Origin of the sequence: Flintibacter sp. P01028 (assembly GCF_041925235.1) — a bacterium.
Taxonomy (GTDB): domain Bacteria; phylum Bacillota; class Clostridia; order Oscillospirales; family Oscillospiraceae; genus Lawsonibacter; species Lawsonibacter aceti.
Genome location: NZ_JBHEVC010000008.1, coordinates 60,461 through 80,659, shown reverse-complemented (window position 1 = coordinate 80,659; position 20,199 = coordinate 60,461). Strand labels below are relative to the sequence as shown.

The following is a 20,199-nucleotide window of genomic DNA, read 5'->3' as shown; positions in this document are numbered from 1 at the left end:
AACGGCAGTGTTGTCATGTCTTGGTCTCTTCGATGCTGGGCCGCTTTCGCTACGACTTGTAGCGCGGATAGCTCCGCTTTGCGGCTCACAGCGCGCCCCGCCTGTGGGGTGGCAGGCCACTCCATAGCAGACAATAAAGGAACGCTCCGAAGAGCGTTCCTTCCGCTTTGATTAAATCAGGCCAGGGCCGCGGTAATAATTGCCATGGAGTAGACCTCCTGGGCGTTACAGCCGCGGGACAGGTCGTTGATGGGGGCGTTCAGGCCCAGCAGAATGGGGCCGTATGCCTCAAAGGAGCCCAGGCGCTGGGCGATCTTATAGCCGATGTTGCCGGCATTGATGTCGGGGAAAATAAAGGTGTTGGCATAGCCGGCCACTTTGGAGCCCTTGCATTTGGTCTGGGCCACACGGGGGGACACGGCAGCATCAAACTGCAGCTCGCCCTCGATAGGCACGTTGGGCATAGCCAGCTTGGCCTTCTCGGCGGCGTTGCGCATCTTGTCTACATCCTCGCCCTTGCCGGAGCCAAAGGTGGAGTAGGACAGGAAGGCCACCTTGGGGTCGATGCCAAAAATTTTGGCGCAGTCCACAGTTTCAGAGGCAATCTCCACCAGCTCGTCCTCAGTGGGCTTGATGTTGATGGCGCAATCAGCCATGGCAAGCACATCGTTTTCGCCGGTGGCGGAAGGACGGACCAGGATGAAGCAGGAGGACACGATGGAATTGCCGGGCTTGGTCTTGACCAGCTGCAGGGCGGGACGGACGGTGTCGGCAGTGGAGTAGGTTGCGCCACCCAGCAGGGCGTCGGCCTCCCCCATAGCCACCAGCATAGTGCCAAAGTAGTTGCCCTTCTTCAACATGGCGCGGCACTCATCGGCGGTCATCTTGCCCTTGCGCAGCTCCACCATGCGGGCCACCATGGCCTCCATGTTCTCATAGTTCTCAGGGTCTACGATGATGGCACCCCGGATATTGAAGCCGGCGTCCTCGGCGGCAGCCAGAATCTCAGCCTCGTTGCCGATGAGAATGGGGGTCAGGAAGGTCCCGGAGAGCAGACGGGCAGATGCCTCCAGGATACGGGGATCGGTCCCCTCAGTGAATACAATCTTGCGAGGATGGGCCTTCAGGATCTCAATGAGCTTTCTAAACATAACGACTTCCTCCAAATCAAAAATCAGGCGCGGAAAAGCGCCAATTCCTGGTCCCTATGGTAGCATTTTCGGACCCGAAATGCAAGGGGCTTTCGCCTGTTTTTCCCGTGTATCCTGTGAAAAATCTTTGTTCGGCGGGAACAAAATTTTTCAGTTTTGCTCTTTACGACAAGTATAGGTTTCAGGTATACTATACCAAGTGTATTGTCGCTCCCCTGGAGCGCGTTGAGGTGAGAGATATGAATGAAGAATTTTCCCGCACCCTCTCCCTGCTGCGGCAGGAGAAAAGGGTGAGCCAGCGCACCGCCGCCACAGCCCTGGGCATCTCCCAGGCCCTGCTCAGTCACTATGAAAACGGTATTCGGGAGCCTGGCCTACCCTTTGTGGTCCGGGCCTGTGACTATTACGGTGTGTCCGCTGATTTTCTCTTGGGGCGCACCCTTAGCCGGGACGGCACCACCATTGCCCCCGAGGAGCTGTACGACCTGAGCGACGAGAAGGACAACTCTCTGCGCGGGGGCGTCCTGGCCCTCCTGTCTAAAAAGCTGCTGGTCAACTCCATCGGCGTACTGTTCGACCTGTTGGCCAAGACGGGCAGCCGGGAGGCCATCCGCACCTGCGCCAACTATCTGTCCGGGGCGGTCTATAAAATGTACCGCCGGCTGTATCAGGCCAATCCAGCCAACAACCCGGACTTTTTTTCCGTACCCCCCCACCTGTTTGAAGGCGGGCTGGCCGACGCGGACATGAGCTGCTCCGAGTCGGAGTTTTCTGCTGCCCTGGCGGCCCAGGTCAAAGAGAAGGCCCCCCTGCCTGAGCTGTCCAATGATATTTTGGCCCGTGATTACCCGGTGCTGTATCAATCCCTGCTCCAAATCGTCCATAACACCGGAGAGCGGGTCAATGGGCTGTTGGAAGGCCGGAAGAGCAAGTGAGGCGGGCGCGTTTTTCCCACTTGCTCATTTTCCCCTCCACCTCTCAAGCTTCAACCGCTCGCCCTCTCCATATCAGATCCATCTGCTCACAAGGGGGCTCCACTCCGCAAGCGATAAATCGCTGACAGATGTGCAGTCGTTTGGCTTTGATTTGGTTTGATTTCCTACCGGAGGTTTATGCTTATGACCGATCAATCTAAAATCCGCAACTTTTCTATCATAGCCCACATTGACCACGGCAAATCGACGCTGTCTGACCGGCTCATCGAGCTGTGCGGAGCGGTAGAGCAGCGGCAGATGGAGTCCCAGCTGCTGGACAACATGGACTTGGAAAAGGAGCGTGGCATCACCATCAAGGCCCGGGCTGTCCGGCTGGACTACCGGGCGGAGGACGGGAACACTTACGCCCTCAACCTGATCGACACCCCTGGGCATGTGGACTTCAACTATGAGGTGTCCCGCTCTCTGGCCGCCTGCGAGGGGGCGGTGCTTATTGTAGACGCTTCCCAGGGCATCGAGGCCCAGACCCTGGCCAATACTTATCTGGCTATGGAGCATGATCTGGAGATCCTGCCTGTAATCAACAAGATCGACCTGCCCGCCGCCGACCCTAAGCGGGTAAAGGAGGAGATCGAGAACATCCTGGCTCTCCCCGCCGAGGACGCTCCAGAGATCTCCGCCAAGCAGGGAATCAATATTTCCGCCGTGTTGGAGGACATTGTTCAAAATATTCCCGCTCCCCAAGGAAATCCCTCAGCCCCGCTAAAGGCCCTGATCTTCGACAGCCAATATGACCCCTATGTGGGAGTGGTGGTCTATTTCCGGGTAATGGAGGGAACACTGAAAAAGGGGATGCAGGTCAGGATGATGGCCTCCGGAGCCTCCTATCAGGTGCTGGACTGCGGCTATCTGCGCCCCCTAGGCATGGATTCCTGCCAAGAGCTGACCGCCGGCGAGGTGGGCTGGTTCACCGCCTCCATTAAAAATGTGAAGGATACCCGCGTCGGCGATACCATCACAGGGGCGGAGGTCCCGGCGGCGGCCCCTCTGCCCGGCTACCGGCCCGCCCAGCCTATGGTCTACTGCGGCATATATACCGAGGACGGCTCCAAATACCCCGACCTGCGGGACGCCCTGGAAAAGCTCCAGCTCAACGACGCCTCCCTGTCCTTTGAACCGGAGTCCTCTATTGCCCTGGGCTTCGGCTTCCGCTGTGGATTTTTGGGAATGCTCCACATGGAGATTATACAGGAGCGGCTGGAGCGGGAGTTCGATCTGGACCTGGTAACCACCCTGCCCTCCGTTATCTATGAGGTAACAAAGACCGACGGCACAGTGGTCCGTGTGGACAACCCCCACAACTACCCCGACCCCGGCTCCATCAGTGAGGCGCGGGAGCCCTACGCCAAGGTATCCATCATCTCGCCCCCGGACTATGTGGGTAATATTATGCCTATGTGCCAGGACCGTAGAGGTGTTTTTAAGGACATGCAGTATCTGGACACCAATCTGGTGGAACTGCACTACTCCATGCCTATTGGGGAGATCATCTATGATTTCTTCGATGCGCTAAAGGCACGCACCAAGGGGTACGCCTCCCTGGACTATGAGCTAGAGGGCTATGAGAAGAGCGATTTGGTGAAGGTGGATCTGCTCCTCAATGGGGACCAGGTGGACGCCCTGTCCTTTATTGTCCACCGGGAGAAGGCCTATGGCCGGGCCAGGCGCATCTGCGAGAAGCTAAAGGAGAATATCCCACGCCAGCTCTTTGAGGTGCCCGTTCAGGCGGCCATCGGCGGCAAGATCATCGCCAGGGAGACGGTGAAGGCCATGCGGAAGGACGTGCTGGCCAAGTGCTACGGCGGTGACATCACCCGAAAGAAAAAGCTGCTGGAGAAGCAGAAGGAAGGCAAAAAGAAAATGCGTACTCTGGGCACCGTCCAACTGCCCACTGAGGCATTTATGGCAGTCCTCAAGCTGGACGAGGAGTAAACGGGCATTTTCGTCTGCCTTCCTGGGCCCCCATCTTTGATGGGGCGGCGCTGTGCGCCGTAAATTCGCAGCGAAGCGGAAAATTGCGTTTATTCCCACCCAAGCATTGAAATCACCCTCAGGGCCCCCGGCAAACCGGGCCGATTCCGCCAAAACAGTGGTGAGGCCGGGCGGTACATGATTTTTTCATGTACCGCCCGGTTTTTTCTATCCTCGTTCTGATGACAACCTCTTGGAACTTCGGATCATGGAGGACAGCTCCTCCAGCTTCCTGGCCTTGGCATAAAAGGTACCGATGGGCATTTCACAGGCACGGGCTGCTTGGGGGAGGGTTATGCTCTTTTCCCGCCATGCCTTATGGATCAGGTAGAAATTATCCGGCAAAGCCTGGGACGGCCGGCCAAACCGCACTCCTCTGGCCTTGGCGGCGGCAATGCCCTCGGCCTGTCTCTTGCGGATATTTTCCCGCTCGTTCTGCGCGACAAAGGACAGGATCTGAAGCACCAGGTCAGCGATAAAGGTACCCATCAGGTCTTTGCCCCGTCGGGTGTCCAGAAGAGGCATATCCAGCACCACAATGTCCACTCCCTTTTCTTTGGTCAGCACCCGCCACTGCTCCAGCACTTCGGAGTAATTGCGGCCCAGGCGGTCGATGCTTAGGATATACAGCAGGTCCCCTGCCCGTAACCGTCTGAGCATCCGCTTATAAGCTGGCCGCTCAAAGTTTTTGCCGGACAGCTTATCCATATATTGACTGTCTGATGGTACCCCGGCAGCCAGCAGGGCCAACCGCTGCCGGTCCTCGTTCTGGTCCGTGCTGGACACACGAATATAGCCATAGATCAATTTGCTTCCCTCCTTCGTTTTCTACCATCATAAGACAACGTGAGGAGAAAGCGCAGCCCAGATCAAGAGACAGTCAAAAAAATCAGGAACTCATAACCCTTCCCATCCTCTAATTGAAAGTGAACACCGAATCTTCAGGAATAGCAGCTCGAAAAATCAGGCACAACTAAAAGCCAGAGGGCTTTTAGGCCTGAGGAAGGAGAACAATCATGACTACAGATCCCAGAAAGGCGGCCATCATTGGCTGCGGTGCGGTGGGTGCCTCCATCGCCTTCCGATTTTTGCAGCAGGGCCTGTTTTCCAAGCTGGTGCTGGTAGATGTAAACCGGGCCAAGGCGGAGGGCGAGGCCATGGACCTGAGTGACGGCCTGCCTTACGGTTCCGCCATGGAAATATCGGCCGGGGGCTATGACGATCTGGCTGACTGTTTTCTTGTCGTTATCACCGCCGGGGCAAACCAGAAGCCCGGTGAGACCCGGCTGGACCTGATCGGCAAAAATACCGCCATCCTCAAAAGTATTCTCACTGAAATTAACGCCCGCGGCTTTCAGGGTATCCTGCTGATCGTTTCCAATCCGGTAGATGTACTGACCTATGCGGCCTGGAAGCTGTCCGGCTGTCCCAGAGGCCGGGTCATCGGCTCGGGTACCGTGCTGGACACCGCACGGCTGAAGCAGCTGCTGGGCGAGGAGCTGGCGGTGGACAGCCGAAATATTCACGCCTTTATCATTGGGGAACACGGGGACAGCGAGCTGGCGGTTTGGAGCGGGGCCAATGTGTCGGGCATCGATCTGGACCAGTTTTGTCAGCTTCGGGGCGGAGTGGACAACTGCCACCTGGACCAGTTGTACCGACGGGTGCGGGACAGCGCCTATGAGATCATCCGACGAAAAGGGGCTACCTACTACGGCATCGCCATGGCAGTAGGCCGCATCGCCCAGTGCCTGGTGCGGGACGAACACTCTGTTCTCCCGGTGTCCGTGGTGCTGGAGGGACAGTACGGCTTGGAGGGCCTGGCCCTCAGCATCCCTTCTGTCGTGGGGCGGAATGGCCTGGAGGAAGTGCTGGAAATCCCGCTGAACGGGGAGGAGCGTCAGGCGCTGGAGGACTCCGCCCGCCAGATGAAGGAGGCCATCGAGTCTTTGGACCTGTAACGGTAACAGGCATAAAAAAACCCGCCGTCCCATAAGTTGTCCCAAAGGACAAGGAGGGGCGCGGGATGAGGATACAGCGGGCACGGGCAAAAATATGGCTGGGGCGGTCTCTGCGGCAGGTGGTGGCGGCCGCTCTCTTGAGCGTGGGCGTACTGTTCTGTCTGCCCGGAATTCTAATCCGGGGAGATCCCTTATATCAAGGATCCGAGGTGGTTGAATCACTTCCTCCGTCCGGGGACGCAGCCTCCGGTGGAGTACAGGCCGCCTCCCGGGACCGCGGGAGAGCTGTACGGCTGCAGATGGACGACGGAACGATCCGGGAGCTGTCTATGTCTGACTACCTGTGGGGGGTAGTGGCGGCTGAAATGCCGGCCTCCTTTGAACTAGAGGCCCTGAAAGCCCAAGCCTGCGCCGCGCGAACCTATACGGTAGTCAGGCAGAACTCCGGCTCTGACAAGCACCCAGGAGCGGATATCTGTGAAGACAGCACCTGCTGTCAGGCCTATATCGAGCGGGAGGCGGCCCTGGCCCGCTGGGGACTAAACGCCCAGGAGTATGAGGAAAAGATTTCCCAGGCGGTGGAGGGGACCGACGGGCTGGGTATTCTCTATGAGGGGCAGCCCATTCAGGCACTGTTCTTCTCCTCCGCCGCCGGCCGGACCGTGGACGCTGTGGCGGTGTGGGGCAACAGCGTGGACTATCTGAAAAGCGTGGACAGCCCAGAGGGGGATGAGGTCCCCAATTACCACAGCCAGGTCGTTCTCTCCTCTCGGCAGGTCCAAGAAGCGGCTTTGGCCGCCTACCCTGGAGCGGATCTGTCCGGGGATCCCTCCAGCTGGTTCGGTCAGGCCGTCCGGGACGAGGGCGGCACCGTCACCTCCATCCCCTTTGGCGGCCTTACCCTCACCGGCGGCCAGGTCCGGTCCATGCTGTCCCTCCGGTCCGCCGCCTTTACCGTGACCTGGGACGGGGAAAATTTTACCTTCGACGTTACTGGCTACGGCCACGGGGTAGGCATGAGCCAGTATGGAGCCAACGCCATGGCCAAAGAGGGGAAAAATTTTACAGACATCCTGACCTGGTACTATACCGGCACCCAGGTAGACGCTCTCTGGTGAGAAAGGCACAGCCCTCCCGGCAGGCCGGGAGGGCTGCTTCTGTTCCATTCAGCAAAAGGCGGCACCCTGATTTAGCTATTTTTGATAAATATTTATTATTTGCAAGAAAAATATTTACAAATTGCACAAATTATATTAGGATAAAGACGGAAAGATTTTCCTGATATCCTACACCCACGGAGGCGGCGAAAGGAGCAGGCCAATGGGCTGAAAGCTGGTATGCCTATGTTTTTCAGTGCAAATTGAATCGTAAAATAAGCAGAAAAAGGAATTATGAGTTATTCGATCTACTCAGATGGCAGAACGCAAAATAATGGATAGGAATGGGGAAAGTCGTGTATGAGTTGGTATAGTTGGATGATTTCTTTAGGAAATCAGTTTAGAGATATCACCCCATTCGTATTTGTGTTTTCTCTGCTGTTTGCGATCAAATGGTTCCTGAAAGAGGAGAACAAATACTATATTATTCCCGCGGTGGCGGCCAGTATTTCGCTGTTGCTGATCGTTTATGACGTAGCGGCCTATTAGGCCGGGCGGCCCGCGCCTGTGCGGTAAAGTGGAGCTCTGCCTATGATCCCGGTCTGTTCCTGCCAGTCGATACAAGGGTGTGGTGAGAACGCATGGTGAAACGGGGATTGCCCATCCTCCTCAATGTGATTTTGATTGGGGATATGCAGGTCAAATTTTTTTGGGCGATCTATGTGTTTGAGGACCCCCGCTGGTGGTGGGGCGGTTCGATCCTGGTGGCGGCGTTCGCCTTTTTGACGAAAAGATATGGGGCGCCCGCCCCCAAGGGTTCGGACGCCCAGTGGTATCATATCAATTGGAATTATGTGTTTTTCGGAATGTGGGGGCCGCTCTGCATCATATCCGGCGTTGTCCACTCTGTGCTCTGGTGGTAACTGGGAGGCGGCCCTGGCCCGCTGGGGACTAAACGCCCAGGAGTATGAGGAAAAGATTTCCCAAGTGGTGGAGGGGACCGACGGGCTGGGTATTCTCTATGAGGGGCGGCCCATTCAGGCACTGTTCTTCTCCTCCGCCGCCGGCCGGACCGTGGACGCTGTGGCGGTGTGGGGCAACAGTGTGGACTATCTGAAAAGCGTGGACAGCCCAGAGGGGGATGAGGTCCCCAACTACCACAGCCAGGTCGTTCTCTCCTCTCGGCAGGTCCAAGAGGCGGCTTTGGCCGCCTACCCTGGAGCGGATCTGTCCGGGGAGCCCTCCAGTTGGTTCGGTCCGGCCGTCCGGGACGAGGGCGGCACCGTCACCTCTATCCCCTTTGGCGGCCTTACCCTCACCGGCGGCCAGGTCCGGTCCATGCTGTCCCTCCGGTACCGTGACCTGGGACGGGGAAAATTTTACCTTCGACGTTACTGGCTACGGCCACGGGGTAGGCATGAGCCAGTATGGAGCCAACGCCATGGCCAAGGAGGGGAAAAATTTTACAGACATCCTGACCTGGTACTATACCGGCACCCAGGTAGACGCTCTCTGGTGAGAAAGGCACAGCCCTCCCGGCAAGCCGGGAGGGCTGCTTCTGTTCCAGTCAGCAAAAGTCGGCACCTTGATTTGGTTATTTTTAATAAATATATCTCATTTACATGGCAATCATTTACAAATTGCATAAATCTCGTTAAAATAAAGACAGTAATATCTTCCTGATATCCTGTACCCACGGAGGCGGCGGAAGGAGTAGCTCGATGGGCTAAATGCTGATTCCCCACCAAAACCGGGGGACCCACTTCAAGACTGATACGACCGCTGCCGGCAGTAAGGGAGTGACTGGGGATGGATTCTATGAAATATGAGATCGCTGGCTTGGCGGTCATGACAGCAGCCGCATTTCTTTACGGCCCGGAGGTGGGAAGTTTTGTATTCTCCCTCTCAATCTTGATAGAAGGCATCGTCTGTTTGATCAAATTTCGGCGGAATCGCTGGCTCGCCCTGATGCTGCTCGTCATGGTGGTTTTGGGCAGCGTGTTCACCGTCCGGGAATTTGTTGGACTCTTATCCGAGTAATTGAAAAACTAGAACCTCCGGTGTTGCCAGGGGAGCAGTTCAAGATGGATACGGCCGCTGATGTCACAGGTGCTTGGGCGTAGGCCGCACCAAAATACCAGCGCACCATTGGAGGACTGATAAAAATGGGGTCTGATCGGAACATAGATAAATATATTTTGATACTAGCCTTGTGTTCCTCCCTGATCGCCCTCTTATTTGCAGGTATTACGTATGCTATCTGTATTTATTGTTTTGGCATCTTTCTTTATGGGGGCATTGGGTGTATCTGTACAATAAAAAAGAAGCATTATGTTCGGGCCCTGGTTTATCTCCCCCTTATCATTTTATCCTTCGTCGCTCTGCTTCGGGAGTTATCACCAGCCCTAAAAAAATAGAGGGAACCCCCAGCTTACGCCATGGAACCCATTTAAGGCGGATACGACTGCTGATGTCAGGAGGGCTCGGACATGGACCGTAAAAAGTACCGTTACCGCTACCGCGTCACTGTTCTCGTAATCATGATAGCAGCCGGGATTTTTTCCAGTATGAAGGCAGTAAGCCTCATATTCTACACATCACTTTTGATTGAATGTTTCGGCGCTTTGATCGTAGATCGGCCGAAAGGCTGGATTGTGCCGGTACTGCTCGTAGCGGGGATCTTGGACGGTATTTTGGTGGTCAAAAAGCTCCTTGAGCTCATGTCTTAACTAAGCAGGCCCCCCGGCTTATGCCGGGGGGCCTGAATTTTGATGCGGAGCAGTATTTAGTTGGAAGCAGTATCCAAATCGGTATCCCCGCCCCAGATCATATTCTTCCGCAGCTCGGCACCCACGGTTTCCATCTGGTGTTTGGCCAGATTGGCCCGCATGGAGTTGAAGAAGGTGCGGCCGTTCTTGTTCTCGGCGATCCACTTACCAGCAAAGGTGCCGTCCTGGATGTCCTTCAGAACTGCCTTCATGTTCTTCTTGGTCTCCTCATAGGGCAGGACACGGGGACCGGACACATACTCGCCATACTCTGCGGTGTCGGAGATAGAGTAGTTCATGGCCGCCACGCCGCCCTTGTTGATCAGGTCGATGATAAGCTTCATCTCGTGGATGCACTCAAAATAGGCGTTCTCGGGCTCGTAGCCGGCCTCGACAAGAGTTTCAAAGCCCAGCTTCATCAGCTCCACCACGCCGCCGCACAGAATGGCCTGCTCACCGAACAGGTCGGTCTCAGTCTCATCGTGGAAGGTGGTTTCCATCACGCCGCCCCGGGCGCCGCCGATGCCGGCGGCATAGGCCAGTCCCAGCTTATAGGCGTCGCCGGTGGCGTTCTGCTCTACGGCGATCAGGCAGGGCACGCCCTTGCCGTTGACATAGGTGGAGCGGACGGTGTGACCGGGGCCCTTGGGGGCGATCATAACCACGTCTACGTCGGCGGGGGGAACGATCTGCTGATAGCGGATATTGAAGCCGTGGGCAAACATCAGCATATTGCCGGAGGACAGGTTGGGGGCGATGGACTTTTTATAGACCTCGGCCTGGACCTCGTCATTGATCAGGATCATGACGATATCGCCCCACTGGGCGGCCTCCTCCACTGTCTTGACCTGCAGGCCGGCCTTCTCAGCGTTGGCCCAGTTCTTGGAGCCCTGGCGCAGGCCGACGCAGACATCACAGCCGGAGTCCTTCAGATTCATGGCGTGGGCGTGGCCCTGGGAACCGTATCCGATAATGGCAATCTTTTTCCCGTCCAGATAGCTCAGATCACAGTCCTTCTCATAGTACATTTTTGCCATAGTTGTATTCCTCCTTCAGTTTGTTGTCATCATATATAGTGCTACGCCCTCTTTCGATGGCGAGAGTACCCGTCTTTGCGATCTCCAGAATGCCGAAGTCGGCCAGCAGGTCTGTGAGTGCCCTGGTCTTGGACCGGTCACCGAAGATAGCTACTGTCAGGGTGTCCCGGCCCACATCGATGATGTTGGCCCGGAAGATGTTGGCCATTTGAATGACCTCATCCCTGGAATTGCGGTCCGTGGCCCGGACTTTGATGAGAGAAAATTCCCTCTGGATAGAGGTGGCCTCGTCCAAGATCTTTACCGCCAGCACAGGGATAAGCTTACGGCACTGGTCGGCAATCTGGTTTATCATCAGCTCGTCCGCCAGAATGCTGATCGCCAGGCGGGCGGTGTTGGGTCGGTCGGTTCCGCCGGTGACAATGGACTCGATGTTATACCCCTTACGGGCAAACAACCGGGCCACCTGGCTCAATACGCCGGGGATGTCCTGGACCAGGATGGCCAGGGTATACAGCTTTTTTTCTGGATCAAATTCCCGTTTCATATCCCCCTAGCCCCCTTATTTCAGTAAGAAGTCAGTGATATGGGCGCCGCCGGCTACCATGGGCCGGACCATCTCATCCATATCCAGGCGGCAGTCGATGACACAGCCGCAGCCAGCGGTCAGCGCTTCCTGGAAGGCCGCCTCCATCTCCGCCATACTGGTTACCCGGAAGCCCTTCAGGCCATAGGCCTCGGCCAACTTGACAAAGTCCGGGCCTCGGTCCAAGGTGGTCTCCGAGTACCGCTGATGGTAGATCAGATTCTGCCACTGGCGAACCATACCCAGGGTGCCGTTATTGAACACTACTGTAATGATAGGCAGGTGGTAATGTTCTACCGTAGCCAGCTCATGGCAGTTCATGCGGAAGCAGCCGTCTCCGGTGGTATGGACCACCACCTTGTCCGGGTTGCCCAGCTTGGCCCCGATGGCCGCTCCCAGGCCGAACCCCATGGTCCCGAAACCGCCGCTGGTCAGCAGCTGCCCAGGATAGTCAAAATGGAAGTGCTGAATGGACCACATCTGATGCTGGCCCACATCGGTGGCCACGATGGTATCCTGGGGCGCCAGACGCCGGATGGTCTCCAGCACCTGCTTGGGGGTAAGCTTATCTCCCGTTTCCGCCACCGAGGGGACCCGCAGAGGCAGGACCTGCTCCTTCCATTCCGGATGGCTGTACTGGGGCAGCTTGGCGTTGAGCATCTCCAACACCCGCCGGGCTGAACCGATGATGTGGTGGTCCGTGAGGACATTTTTGTCAATCTCAGACCGGTCAATGTCAATCTGGACGACCTTGGCCTGGCTGGCAAAGGTCTCCGGCTGGAGCGCCACCCGGTCTGAGAAGCGGCAGCCCACGGCGATGAGCAGGTCACACTCATTGCACGCCACATTGGATGCCTGAGAGCCGTGCATTCCAATCATCCCTGTCGTCAGCGGATGTCCGCCCGGGAAGCCGCCGCCCCCCATAACAGTGATGGCCACCGGAGCGTCCAGCTTCTCGGCAAACTCCCGGAACTGCCGGTGGGCACGGCCCCGGACCACACCGCCGCCGCAGATGAGCAGCGGCCGCCTGGACTGGGCAATCATCTCCACCAGGGTATCAATGTCCCCTTTGTTGGGCTCCGGAGCCTTCAGCTCGTGGCTGGTGGCCAGGGACTGGATGGAGCTGCAGGAGCGGTTCCTGCTCCACGGGACAAACTCATAGTCGATCTCCACACTGGGAAACGTAACATTTTTCAGGAAATCGATGAGCACCGGGCCGGGCCGGCCGGTGGCCGCCACGGCAAATGCCTGACGCATCACGTCCGGGATGGTCTGGGCGTCCCGGACCAGATAGGTGGCTTTGGTAATAGGCATAGCGATGCCGGTAATGTCCACCTCCTGAAAGGCGTCCTTCCCCAGCGTCTGCTCCGTCACATTGCAGGTGATGAACACAATGGGAGAAGAGTCCATATAGGCGGTGGCAATCCCGGTGACCAGATTTGTGGCGCCAGGGCCGCTGGTAGCGAAACAGACCCCCACTTTCCCGGTGGAACGGGCATAGCCGTCGGCGGCGTGAGCAGCCCCCTGCTCATGGGCGGTCAAGATATGGTGGATCCTATCCTGATAGTTATACAGCTCATCATAGAGATTCAGGATCGTTCCACCTGGATATCCGAAAACAGTGTCCACCTCCTGCTCCAGCAGACACTCCATGATGGCCTGAGTGGCGCGTACTTTCAAAACGGCTGACCCCCTTTGGGTGAGATAGAAGTGTGATGTTACGCTGCGCTTTGCGCATGCGGTCTGGGCGCTCTCGCTGCGGCTCTGGACACAAACGGCCGGACTTCGCCTGCCCTGGTTTGTATTCGCCGCTCCGCTCCAAGCTCCGCGCTCAAATTTTCCCTCCGCCCTTCTGCACGGCGATGACGCCGGTACGGGCAACCTCCAAAATGGAGAAGGGCCGCATCATGGCCTGGAAGGTATCCAGACGATCCGGCGTGTCGGACAGTTCCAGAGTCATAGAGGTAGGAGAGATATCATCCACCTTAGCCCCGTAGATGGAACAGATGGTCATAATATCCTGCCGGGTTTTATTGTTGGCGTTTACCTTTAAGATCATCAGCTCCCGGCCAATCAAGTTGGTCTCCTCCAAAGTGCGGACCTTGATGACCTCGATGAGTTTGTTGAGCTGCTTTTCCACCTGCTCCACCACGCTGTTGCCGCTATCCACGATGATTGTGATACGGGAGATGGTAGGGTCGTCGGTGACACCCACGGCCAGGGATTCGATGTTGAAGGCTCGGCGGGCAAACAACCCAGTAATACGGTTTAGAGCGCCCGCCTGGTTCTCCACCAGCACGGAGATTGTCTGTTTCATCTGGTCCCCCTCCTTTAATCGTTGGTGCCCACGTCGGGGTGGACTTCACAGAGCATCAGGCAGGCGCCTTTGGTGGACAGAAAGCGCTCGATGGCCTCGTCCAGTTCTTCCTCCTCGCGGACCATAATGCTGGGGATTCCGTAAGCGGCGGCAATGGCGGCAAAGTCCGGGGAACCGTCCAAATCCACCCCAAATGGGCCGTGATAAGGAAGCGATTTCTGGATCTGGTGGACCAAACCCAGGGTATGGTTCTGAAACACAAGGATCTTGATATCCAAATCAGCACACCGTATGGCGGCCAGTTCGTTCATGGCCATCTGGAAAGAGCCGTCTCCACAGACAACGACGGTCTGCCTGTCCGGTTTCGCCACCTTGACGCCGATCGCAGCGGGGAGGGCGTAGCCCATGGTCCCCAGGCCGCCGCTGGTCAGCAGTCGGCCGTGCTTTTGGGGAAAATACTTACAGGTAAAGATCTGATTCTGGCCTACATCCACGCACACCACGGCGTCCTCATCCAGCTTGGCCCCCAGCCTACGGATGGCAGTACCAGGGAACACAGAACCGGGGCGCTTAGGAAAGACCCGGCTCAACTCGGCCTTCCGGTAGTCCCGAAGCATGGCCAGCCAGTCGGCAGAATCGGTGCTGGAAACACCCATATCCAGGATCTGGCGAAGGATGACCTTCACGTTGCCTACCAGGGGGACGGCGGCCTGCATATTTTTCCCGATCTCCGCCGGATCCACGTCGATATGAATGGTGGCCATCCTGCGCTGTATCTCGTCGGGGGAGGTGATGGCCCGGTCGGCAGCCCGAGTGCCCACCATGATGAGCAGGTCGGACTTTGCCAGGGCTTTGTTGGCGCAGTGGTTGCCGTGGGCTCCGATCATTCCCAGGTTGAGTGGGTGGTCTGTGGGCATCAGGCCAATGCCCATCATGGTCTTGACAACCGGGATATTGGCGGTCTCCGCCAGCTCCAGCAGCTCCTCCTGCGCGTCGGCCAGCCACACACCGCCGCCAGCGCAAATCAGAGGCTGGCGGGCCTTGGCGATGGTTTCCACTACACGCTTAATTTGGAGGTCATTTCCCTTGACGCTGGGCTTGTACCCCCGGATATTGACCTCCTCGGGCCAGTCAAACTTCTTTAACGTCTGCTCCTGGACATCGATAGGAATATCAATGAGGACCGGGCCCGGACGACCAGTGGAGGCGATATGGAAAGCCTCCCGGACCACCCGGGGAATGTCGTTGGCGTTTTTCACCAGATAGCTGTGCTTAGAGAAGGGGGCCACGGCGCCGGTGATATCCACCTCCTGAAAGATATCTCGGCCCAGCAGATGACTGGGCACCTGTCCAGTGATAGCCACCATGGGGATAGAATCCATGTAGGCTGTGGCAATACCAGTAATCAGGTTGGTAGCTCCGGGACCGGAGGTGACCATGCATACTCCTACCTTGCCGCTGACCCTGGCATAGCCGGAGGCCATATGGCCGGCGTTCTGCTCCGTCCGCACCAGGGTATAGCCGATCTCCGGATGTTCCTTTAGGGCGTCTACCACCGGGCAGATGGTGGCTCCGGCGTAGCCAAAAATATGGTCTACCTGCTCACGTAGCAGGCTTTCAATCAACGCGTGCGCTCCATTCATGGAACTTCACCTCCATTGGTGTGCTTTGGATCAAAAAAACAAAAGCGGCTTCGTCCTATCCATACAGATAGGACGAAGCCGGATGCTCCGTGGTACCACCTAAATTCATAACCTTTGGCTGGTTATGCGCTCATTTCCCCAATAACGGTGGGAAAACCGTTCCAACCTACTATGGCACGCCGCCAGTTCAGAAGGACTGCTCACGGGCGAGCTTCGGGGGAGGTCCTTCACGAGCGCTTACACCGACCGCGCCCTCTCTTCGCATCCAGACAAGCCTACTATCCCGTTCATCGCGTTTATGATGATTGTTCACAATCATACTCTATTCTGTCGGATTTGTCAATTCCCTTTCCCCGGAAATTTCTCCGTTTTTTTTTGCTTGACCATGTCTACCAAATGTCTACCAAAAAAAGCGGGAAAGTGCTGGGAAACGTGGCTTTCCCGCTTTTCCATTTTCTGGGTGTCTACCAGATGTCTACCAAGGGCACTTTTTCTTTGAAAAAGCCCCCTTTTTTATTTGCTCTTAGCAGGTTTTCCTTACCTTTTTTGCTTTGCAAGGGGCGTTATACTTTCCTTGCTAGCTCCACTATACCACATCTCTCCATACTCATTCAAGGGACCTGTCCAAATTTTGTCCATGAAAGGGGAGTTATAGTACATGAAACCAGCTTCCGACTGCTTATAGGGAACCAGATCTTTGGGCTTCCAACCAAAAATGATAGCATGATAATGCGGACGGAAGGTCTGACGACCATACTCACCAGCGGCGAAGAAACGGATCTGAATATCTCCAAGGGCCTTACGAAACCTCTTCATGAAAAGCTGGAAGTCTCTCTTGCGAAGCGTCAGACAAGGCAGAGCCTCGCCAGTCGCCGGGTCAGGATATCGAGAAACAGGAACATGATCATCATCATAGGTCAACGTAACGAAACAGGCTTCCTTGTGATACTCCAATTCCAGAAGGCATCTATTGGCCCATTGGCGGGAATACTCAAGACGACAGCCGATACAGCGGCCACAGGGAATCCGAATAAGTTCCGGGTCATTCAAGTCGATATTGGCAGACGCACCAAAAACACGAAGCCGGGGTTTTCCATTCTCTGTTAAGTAAGGTCTATTCGTCCTGGGGTTAATATCAGGAAGAGCAAACAGCGGATGATAACAGGCCACTAAGCAACACCATCCCAAATAATCACATTAAGAGCACCGGGACCACTCACAGCAATACTTGAAGCCAGCCAATAACACGCCAAGAAAGAAAAAAGAATCATAAGCACCAGAAGAATTGCGAGCAAAACTTTAAGAATGGTATTCATTTTCCTCACCTCCTGAACCTATCTTAGCACACACAAACCTGACTGTCTATCAGATTTGGTGTCACTCATCCCCATTACATCAAGAGGGTAATGGGGATGAGTGTTCGGCCCTGTCGGGCCTCAGCCTCTACCTGTAAAGCCAGAGCCTCGACGACCTTCCGAAAACGACTTACCAGAATTACCGAAACCCTCAAAAGGTTTCAAACCAAGAGCATCAGTAATCGCATCAGCAATACCGCCAACGGGATCGCCTAAACGAGAATTAACACCACCTAAAGCTTGCCAACCATTAGAAGGGAAAGCTTCCTTTAGACTAAACTCCTGACGATAACCTTGAGCAGAAAGATCCTTATTCACCTCAGCATTAAAAGCGGCAATATCCTTCTGGGTCATAGCAGAAACATCATAGCCGTACTTCTGGGCAGCGGCATGAATGGAAGCGGCCACCTTCGTAGCATTTGCGGCATTATCCGAAGCATAGCGAGAGGCCATAGCAGCAATATTAGAAGTAGTTAACTGCGTCTGGGCGGCCAGCTCGGAGGTATACTTACTCATGGCGGTATACTTATCGGCCACGGCAAGATTGGTAATGGCATTGGTATTCATGGCCTGTAACTGCGTCTGGGCATTCAGAAAACTTCCAAGGAGACCAGCAATGGCAGCATTGGCGGAAGTATCGGTATCGCCTTTGGAGCCGGCAGAGGTCACGCCAGAGGCCGTAGCACCGCTTGTAACGGCGGCACCGTTGCCGCCCATAGCGGACAAGATGGGATTAAGACCAGCAGCCTTTAGATCAGCAATCTCACGCTGATGGGCCGTACTAGACATATACTCCTGCCAGTTTCGATTTTTAGCGGCTTCCTGAGCAGAGAAATCCATAGCTATTCGGTTTTGTTCTTTTTGCCATTGTCTTTGCTGTTCCGCTTGGGAAGCAGACCAAGCGTTATTCTGCGCAGAATTGCGTTGAAGGTCTGAAACAAGGCTTGCTGCTGCGCTTGGGACAGAAACGGAATTTTGTGATTTAGAAGCAGTAACAGCAGAATTAGCAGAACCGCCGCTATACACAGGACCACCGGGAAAGGGAGACCATCCATAGCCATTATTTCCATAGGATACGGCCACAATTAAAACACTCCTTTCTTGAACAACAAGGGCCCCCAGCTGGGGGCCCTATTCACTTAGTGATGGTCAATAAGACCAGGAATAGAATACATAGGCATTGGCCGAGTAGACCTATTTTGAATGTAGATATCAGCGAACAACTGATTCTGTAAAGAGGACTGCACTGCCAGCACTCTGTCCACGTTAGAAGGATCTTCACGAATCCAAGCATCAGACAAAGAAGGAAGTTGCTCATAGTTATCACCAAGATGCCAGACATCAAGGGATCTCTCATAGGCGGACCTCATTTCACCAGCGACACGGCTAGGCTTATAACGATAATCAGCCCAGGCTTCTTGATAACCAAAGACCTCATCGTCTTTATCGTTACCTTGGGCATAAATCTCCTTGTTCTTCACAGCCTGTTCACCAATATTAGCGAACACAGGCCAGTAATAATCAAAGCGGTCTTTACGGGACCACATACGCTCTAGGCCCTGCTGATAGGTATGGTCATAACGGGCGACCATCACACCGATCACAAAACCATGCTCCACAAAGGACTTCTTGAAATCATAGTGAACATCAGAAGTAACAGAGAGACCGACAGGGTTACCTTGGGGAGTGGTACCCTCGGCAGTAGCGGACTGCTGCACAATCTGGTTAATGCTGATAGGCACACGGTTACCACCTAGATACTCTGGCCGCTGGAGGCGGGCATCAGGGGAAGTCACACCGAAGTGAGTCTTCAAAATCTCAATGTAGCGAGTACCACCACGGGCATCTTTCTCATAGAGCTTCTGGATCTGGAACGCCATACGAAGCTGGTTGATAGTGGCGGAAGAAACAGAACCATCATTAATGGCCCATAAATTAGTAGGAGCAACAAGCGAAGAAACATTTGCAGACACATTGAACATGCCTAAGTTATTACCGGGAAGCTGACCATTATAATTATCGCCTCCCAAATGCCAATTTGCACTTGATACACCGCCTTTAACATCGGTCCAAGTAGTAGCAACACTACCAACATTAGGAATTTTATCATCAAGAGACATAACCGGGTAATTAGCACCACCAGAAACAGGAATCGTTACATCCGGTCCTTTCTGGGGGGAGGGGAGACAGCTTGTAAAATAGTCGTGGTACTTACTGGCCTTGAAGGGAAGGCCGCCCTTGGCGGTATCGGTAATGTAATTGCCAGTATTCACACCAGCAACAGTGGCATCATCAACGGGAATCTGGAGAGGATCAGAGAGGTTTTGGTCTCTGAACCACTCATTCATAATAAGAGCATAAGCACGGAATGGAAGGGCGTTAACAGATAACTTAGGAACTCCTGTGGGTACGCCCATATAATCGGCAAGGGTGCCAACGCTCCAACCGTTAGCAGGCGCTGTGATCTGAGGTACCTGATACTCCGTCTGGGGTATCCACGCGCTTTGAGTGTTTTCACCGTTCAGCTCCCTCCAATGATTCCAGACAATACGGTTAGGCACAAAGAAGAAATAGGTATCCAGATACAGGTTATCCATCATGGGAGTGATGAGGGTCTGCAATCTCACTACTTTGGAAGTCTTGACCTTGAAGGTATCACCGGGAAGAACTTCATCGATATAGAAAGGGATAATATCTCCGGTATTGAAGGACAGCTTGATAGACGAGGAGCGGTCAAACGTAGACCGGGACATATCGATATTAGTGGGATTCAGCGCAAAATGGGATTCAGTATTTCTGTTCATTTAACTTCACCTCCAGAAGCACTAGGAGCGGGTTGGCCGGGGGGCACCGGATCAGTAGTCGGGGGCTGGTTAGGCTGTTGTTCAAGGATGGGTGTGGGGGCTATGCCCATCTTGGTAGACCATTCGGGGGTATTCATCTGAGCAAGGAACTGATGGAAGCTGTGACCGAACTGGGCACGGGTTTCGACAGGCAGGGAATTGAAATAGGTCTCGGCCTGAATCATGGCATTAAGGGCCTCGGCATAGGTCTGAGGCATCTCAGTAAAATCACCGAAAACACCTTGACGGCGGTTAAGAGCCATAGCATCACCATTCTGGTACTGCTGGAGCAGGACATGGATATCAACGGACTGGGCGTGGGACTGGATAAAACCATAGAGATCTTCTTTACCGGATTCAACAAGGGACATAACACCATTCTTATCGAACTCCGGAGCATAGAGAGTCTTTACAGGATCACCGGGATTAGAAAAAACAGGATCACGCTTATCATATTGAGTGGGAAACTTCATAA

21 protein-coding genes and 1 other annotated feature are annotated in these 20,199 nt (G+C 55.0%); of the genes, 9 read left to right on the top strand and 12 right to left on the bottom strand.

Annotated features, from left to right (window positions below):
- Positions 1-176: 176 nt before the first annotated feature.
- Positions 177-1,151, bottom strand: coding sequence for a phosphate acetyltransferase (pta, locus tag ACEVJK_RS13030; protein WP_147572317.1), 975 nt, complete (start codon positions 1,149-1,151; stop codon positions 177-179).
- Positions 1,152-1,390: 239 nt separating this feature from the next.
- Between pta and ACEVJK_RS13025 the strand changes: the two genes are divergently transcribed.
- Both ACEVJK_RS13025 and lepA read left to right on the top strand, forming a co-directional pair.
- Entirely contained in the window at positions 1,391-2,086 is a 696-nt protein-coding gene (locus tag ACEVJK_RS13025) for a helix-turn-helix domain-containing protein (protein WP_147572318.1), read from the top strand.
- 183 nt (positions 2,087-2,269) lie between these two features.
- Positions 2,270-4,078: a translation elongation factor 4 gene (gene lepA, locus ACEVJK_RS13020; protein ID WP_147572319.1), complete on the top strand. Its 1,809-nt coding sequence runs from the start codon at positions 2,270-2,272 to the stop codon at positions 4,076-4,078.
- Between the two features lie 207 nt (positions 4,079-4,285).
- Here lepA and ACEVJK_RS13015 read toward each other — a convergent pair whose 3' ends face one another.
- Positions 4,286-4,924 (bottom strand): recombinase family protein, encoded by a 639-nt coding sequence (locus tag ACEVJK_RS13015; RefSeq protein ID WP_147572320.1) that lies wholly within the window; start codon positions 4,922-4,924, stop codon positions 4,286-4,288.
- A 209-nt stretch (positions 4,925-5,133) separates the two neighbouring features.
- On the opposite strand from ACEVJK_RS13015, the gene ACEVJK_RS13010 reads away from it, so the two are divergent.
- The 7 genes from ACEVJK_RS13010 to ACEVJK_RS12980 all read left to right on the top strand — a co-directional run bounded on the left by ACEVJK_RS13010 (position 5,134) and on the right by ACEVJK_RS12980 (position 9,904).
- The gene (locus ACEVJK_RS13010; protein WP_147572321.1) at positions 5,134-6,078 is read left to right on the top strand and encodes an L-lactate dehydrogenase; all 945 of its coding nucleotides are present in this window, start codon (positions 5,134-5,136) and stop codon (positions 6,076-6,078) included.
- A gap of 65 nt (positions 6,079-6,143) precedes the next feature.
- Positions 6,144-7,196 (top strand): stage II sporulation protein D, encoded by a 1,053-nt coding sequence (gene spoIID / locus ACEVJK_RS13005; protein WP_374740762.1) that lies wholly within the window; start codon positions 6,144-6,146, stop codon positions 7,194-7,196.
- Positions 7,197-7,535: 339 nt separating this feature from the next.
- Positions 7,536-7,724 carry a hypothetical protein gene (locus tag ACEVJK_RS13000; RefSeq protein WP_374740761.1) on the top strand — a complete coding sequence of 63 codons (189 nt, stop codon included), beginning with the start codon at positions 7,536-7,538 and terminating at the stop codon, positions 7,722-7,724.
- 95 nt (positions 7,725-7,819) lie between these two features.
- Positions 7,820-8,098, top strand: coding sequence for a hypothetical protein (locus ACEVJK_RS12995; RefSeq protein ID WP_374740760.1), 279 nt, complete (start codon positions 7,820-7,822; stop codon positions 8,096-8,098).
- On the top strand, positions 8,073-8,858 hold the full coding sequence (locus ACEVJK_RS12990; protein ID WP_374740759.1) for a hypothetical protein: 786 nt from the start codon (positions 8,073-8,075) through the stop codon (positions 8,856-8,858). The genes ACEVJK_RS12995 and ACEVJK_RS12990 overlap by 26 nt, the downstream gene beginning before the upstream one ends.
- A gap of 135 nt (positions 8,859-8,993) precedes the next feature.
- Positions 8,994-9,215: a hypothetical protein gene (locus ACEVJK_RS12985; protein ID WP_262669508.1), complete on the top strand. Its 222-nt coding sequence runs from the start codon at positions 8,994-8,996 to the stop codon at positions 9,213-9,215.
- A gap of 449 nt (positions 9,216-9,664) precedes the next feature.
- Positions 9,665-9,904 carry a hypothetical protein gene (locus tag ACEVJK_RS12980; protein ID WP_147572324.1) on the top strand — a complete coding sequence of 80 codons (240 nt, stop codon included), beginning with the start codon at positions 9,665-9,667 and terminating at the stop codon, positions 9,902-9,904.
- 56 nt (positions 9,905-9,960) lie between these two features.
- Here the strand turns inward: ACEVJK_RS12980 and ilvC are convergent, their stop codons facing one another.
- From ilvC to ACEVJK_RS12930, 10 genes are all read right to left on the bottom strand, one after another.
- Positions 9,961-10,980 carry a ketol-acid reductoisomerase gene (gene ilvC / locus ACEVJK_RS12975; RefSeq protein ID WP_147572325.1) on the bottom strand — a complete coding sequence of 340 codons (1,020 nt, stop codon included), beginning with the start codon at positions 10,978-10,980 and terminating at the stop codon, positions 9,961-9,963.
- Positions 10,961-11,527, bottom strand: coding sequence for an acetolactate synthase small subunit (gene ilvN / locus ACEVJK_RS12970; RefSeq protein WP_147572326.1), 567 nt, complete (start codon positions 11,525-11,527; stop codon positions 10,961-10,963). The genes ilvC and ilvN (ACEVJK_RS12970) overlap by 20 nt, the downstream gene beginning before the upstream one ends.
- Positions 11,528-11,542: 15 nt before the next feature.
- The gene (ilvB, locus tag ACEVJK_RS12965) at positions 11,543-13,246 is read right to left on the bottom strand and encodes a biosynthetic-type acetolactate synthase large subunit (RefSeq protein ID WP_374740758.1); all 1,704 of its coding nucleotides are present in this window, start codon (positions 13,244-13,246) and stop codon (positions 11,543-11,545) included.
- A 151-nt stretch (positions 13,247-13,397) separates the two neighbouring features.
- Positions 13,398-13,883: an acetolactate synthase small subunit gene (gene ilvN / locus ACEVJK_RS12960; protein ID WP_147572328.1), complete on the bottom strand. Its 486-nt coding sequence runs from the start codon at positions 13,881-13,883 to the stop codon at positions 13,398-13,400.
- A 14-nt stretch (positions 13,884-13,897) separates the two neighbouring features.
- Positions 13,898-15,526 (bottom strand): biosynthetic-type acetolactate synthase large subunit, encoded by a 1,629-nt coding sequence (ilvB, locus tag ACEVJK_RS12955; protein WP_374740757.1) that lies wholly within the window; start codon positions 15,524-15,526, stop codon positions 13,898-13,900.
- A 65-nt stretch (positions 15,527-15,591) separates the two neighbouring features.
- Positions 15,592-15,826 (bottom strand) — a binding site (T-box leader).
- 237 nt (positions 15,827-16,063) lie between these two features.
- Complete coding sequence (locus tag ACEVJK_RS12950) at positions 16,064-16,447, bottom strand: hypothetical protein (protein WP_374740756.1); 384 nt, start codon at positions 16,445-16,447, stop codon at positions 16,064-16,066.
- 248 nt (positions 16,448-16,695) lie between these two features.
- Positions 16,696-16,842 carry a hypothetical protein gene (locus ACEVJK_RS12945; RefSeq protein WP_374740755.1) on the bottom strand — a complete coding sequence of 49 codons (147 nt, stop codon included), beginning with the start codon at positions 16,840-16,842 and terminating at the stop codon, positions 16,696-16,698.
- A gap of 120 nt (positions 16,843-16,962) precedes the next feature.
- Positions 16,963-17,964: a hypothetical protein gene (locus tag ACEVJK_RS12940; protein WP_374740754.1), complete on the bottom strand. Its 1,002-nt coding sequence runs from the start codon at positions 17,962-17,964 to the stop codon at positions 16,963-16,965.
- A gap of 56 nt (positions 17,965-18,020) precedes the next feature.
- Positions 18,021-19,685: a major capsid protein gene (locus ACEVJK_RS12935; protein ID WP_374740753.1), complete on the bottom strand. Its 1,665-nt coding sequence runs from the start codon at positions 19,683-19,685 to the stop codon at positions 18,021-18,023.
- The gene (locus tag ACEVJK_RS12930) at positions 19,682-20,197 is read right to left on the bottom strand and encodes a hypothetical protein (protein WP_374740752.1); all 516 of its coding nucleotides are present in this window, start codon (positions 20,195-20,197) and stop codon (positions 19,682-19,684) included. The genes ACEVJK_RS12935 and ACEVJK_RS12930 overlap by 4 nt, the downstream gene beginning before the upstream one ends.
- Positions 20,198-20,199 lie beyond the last annotated feature (2 nt).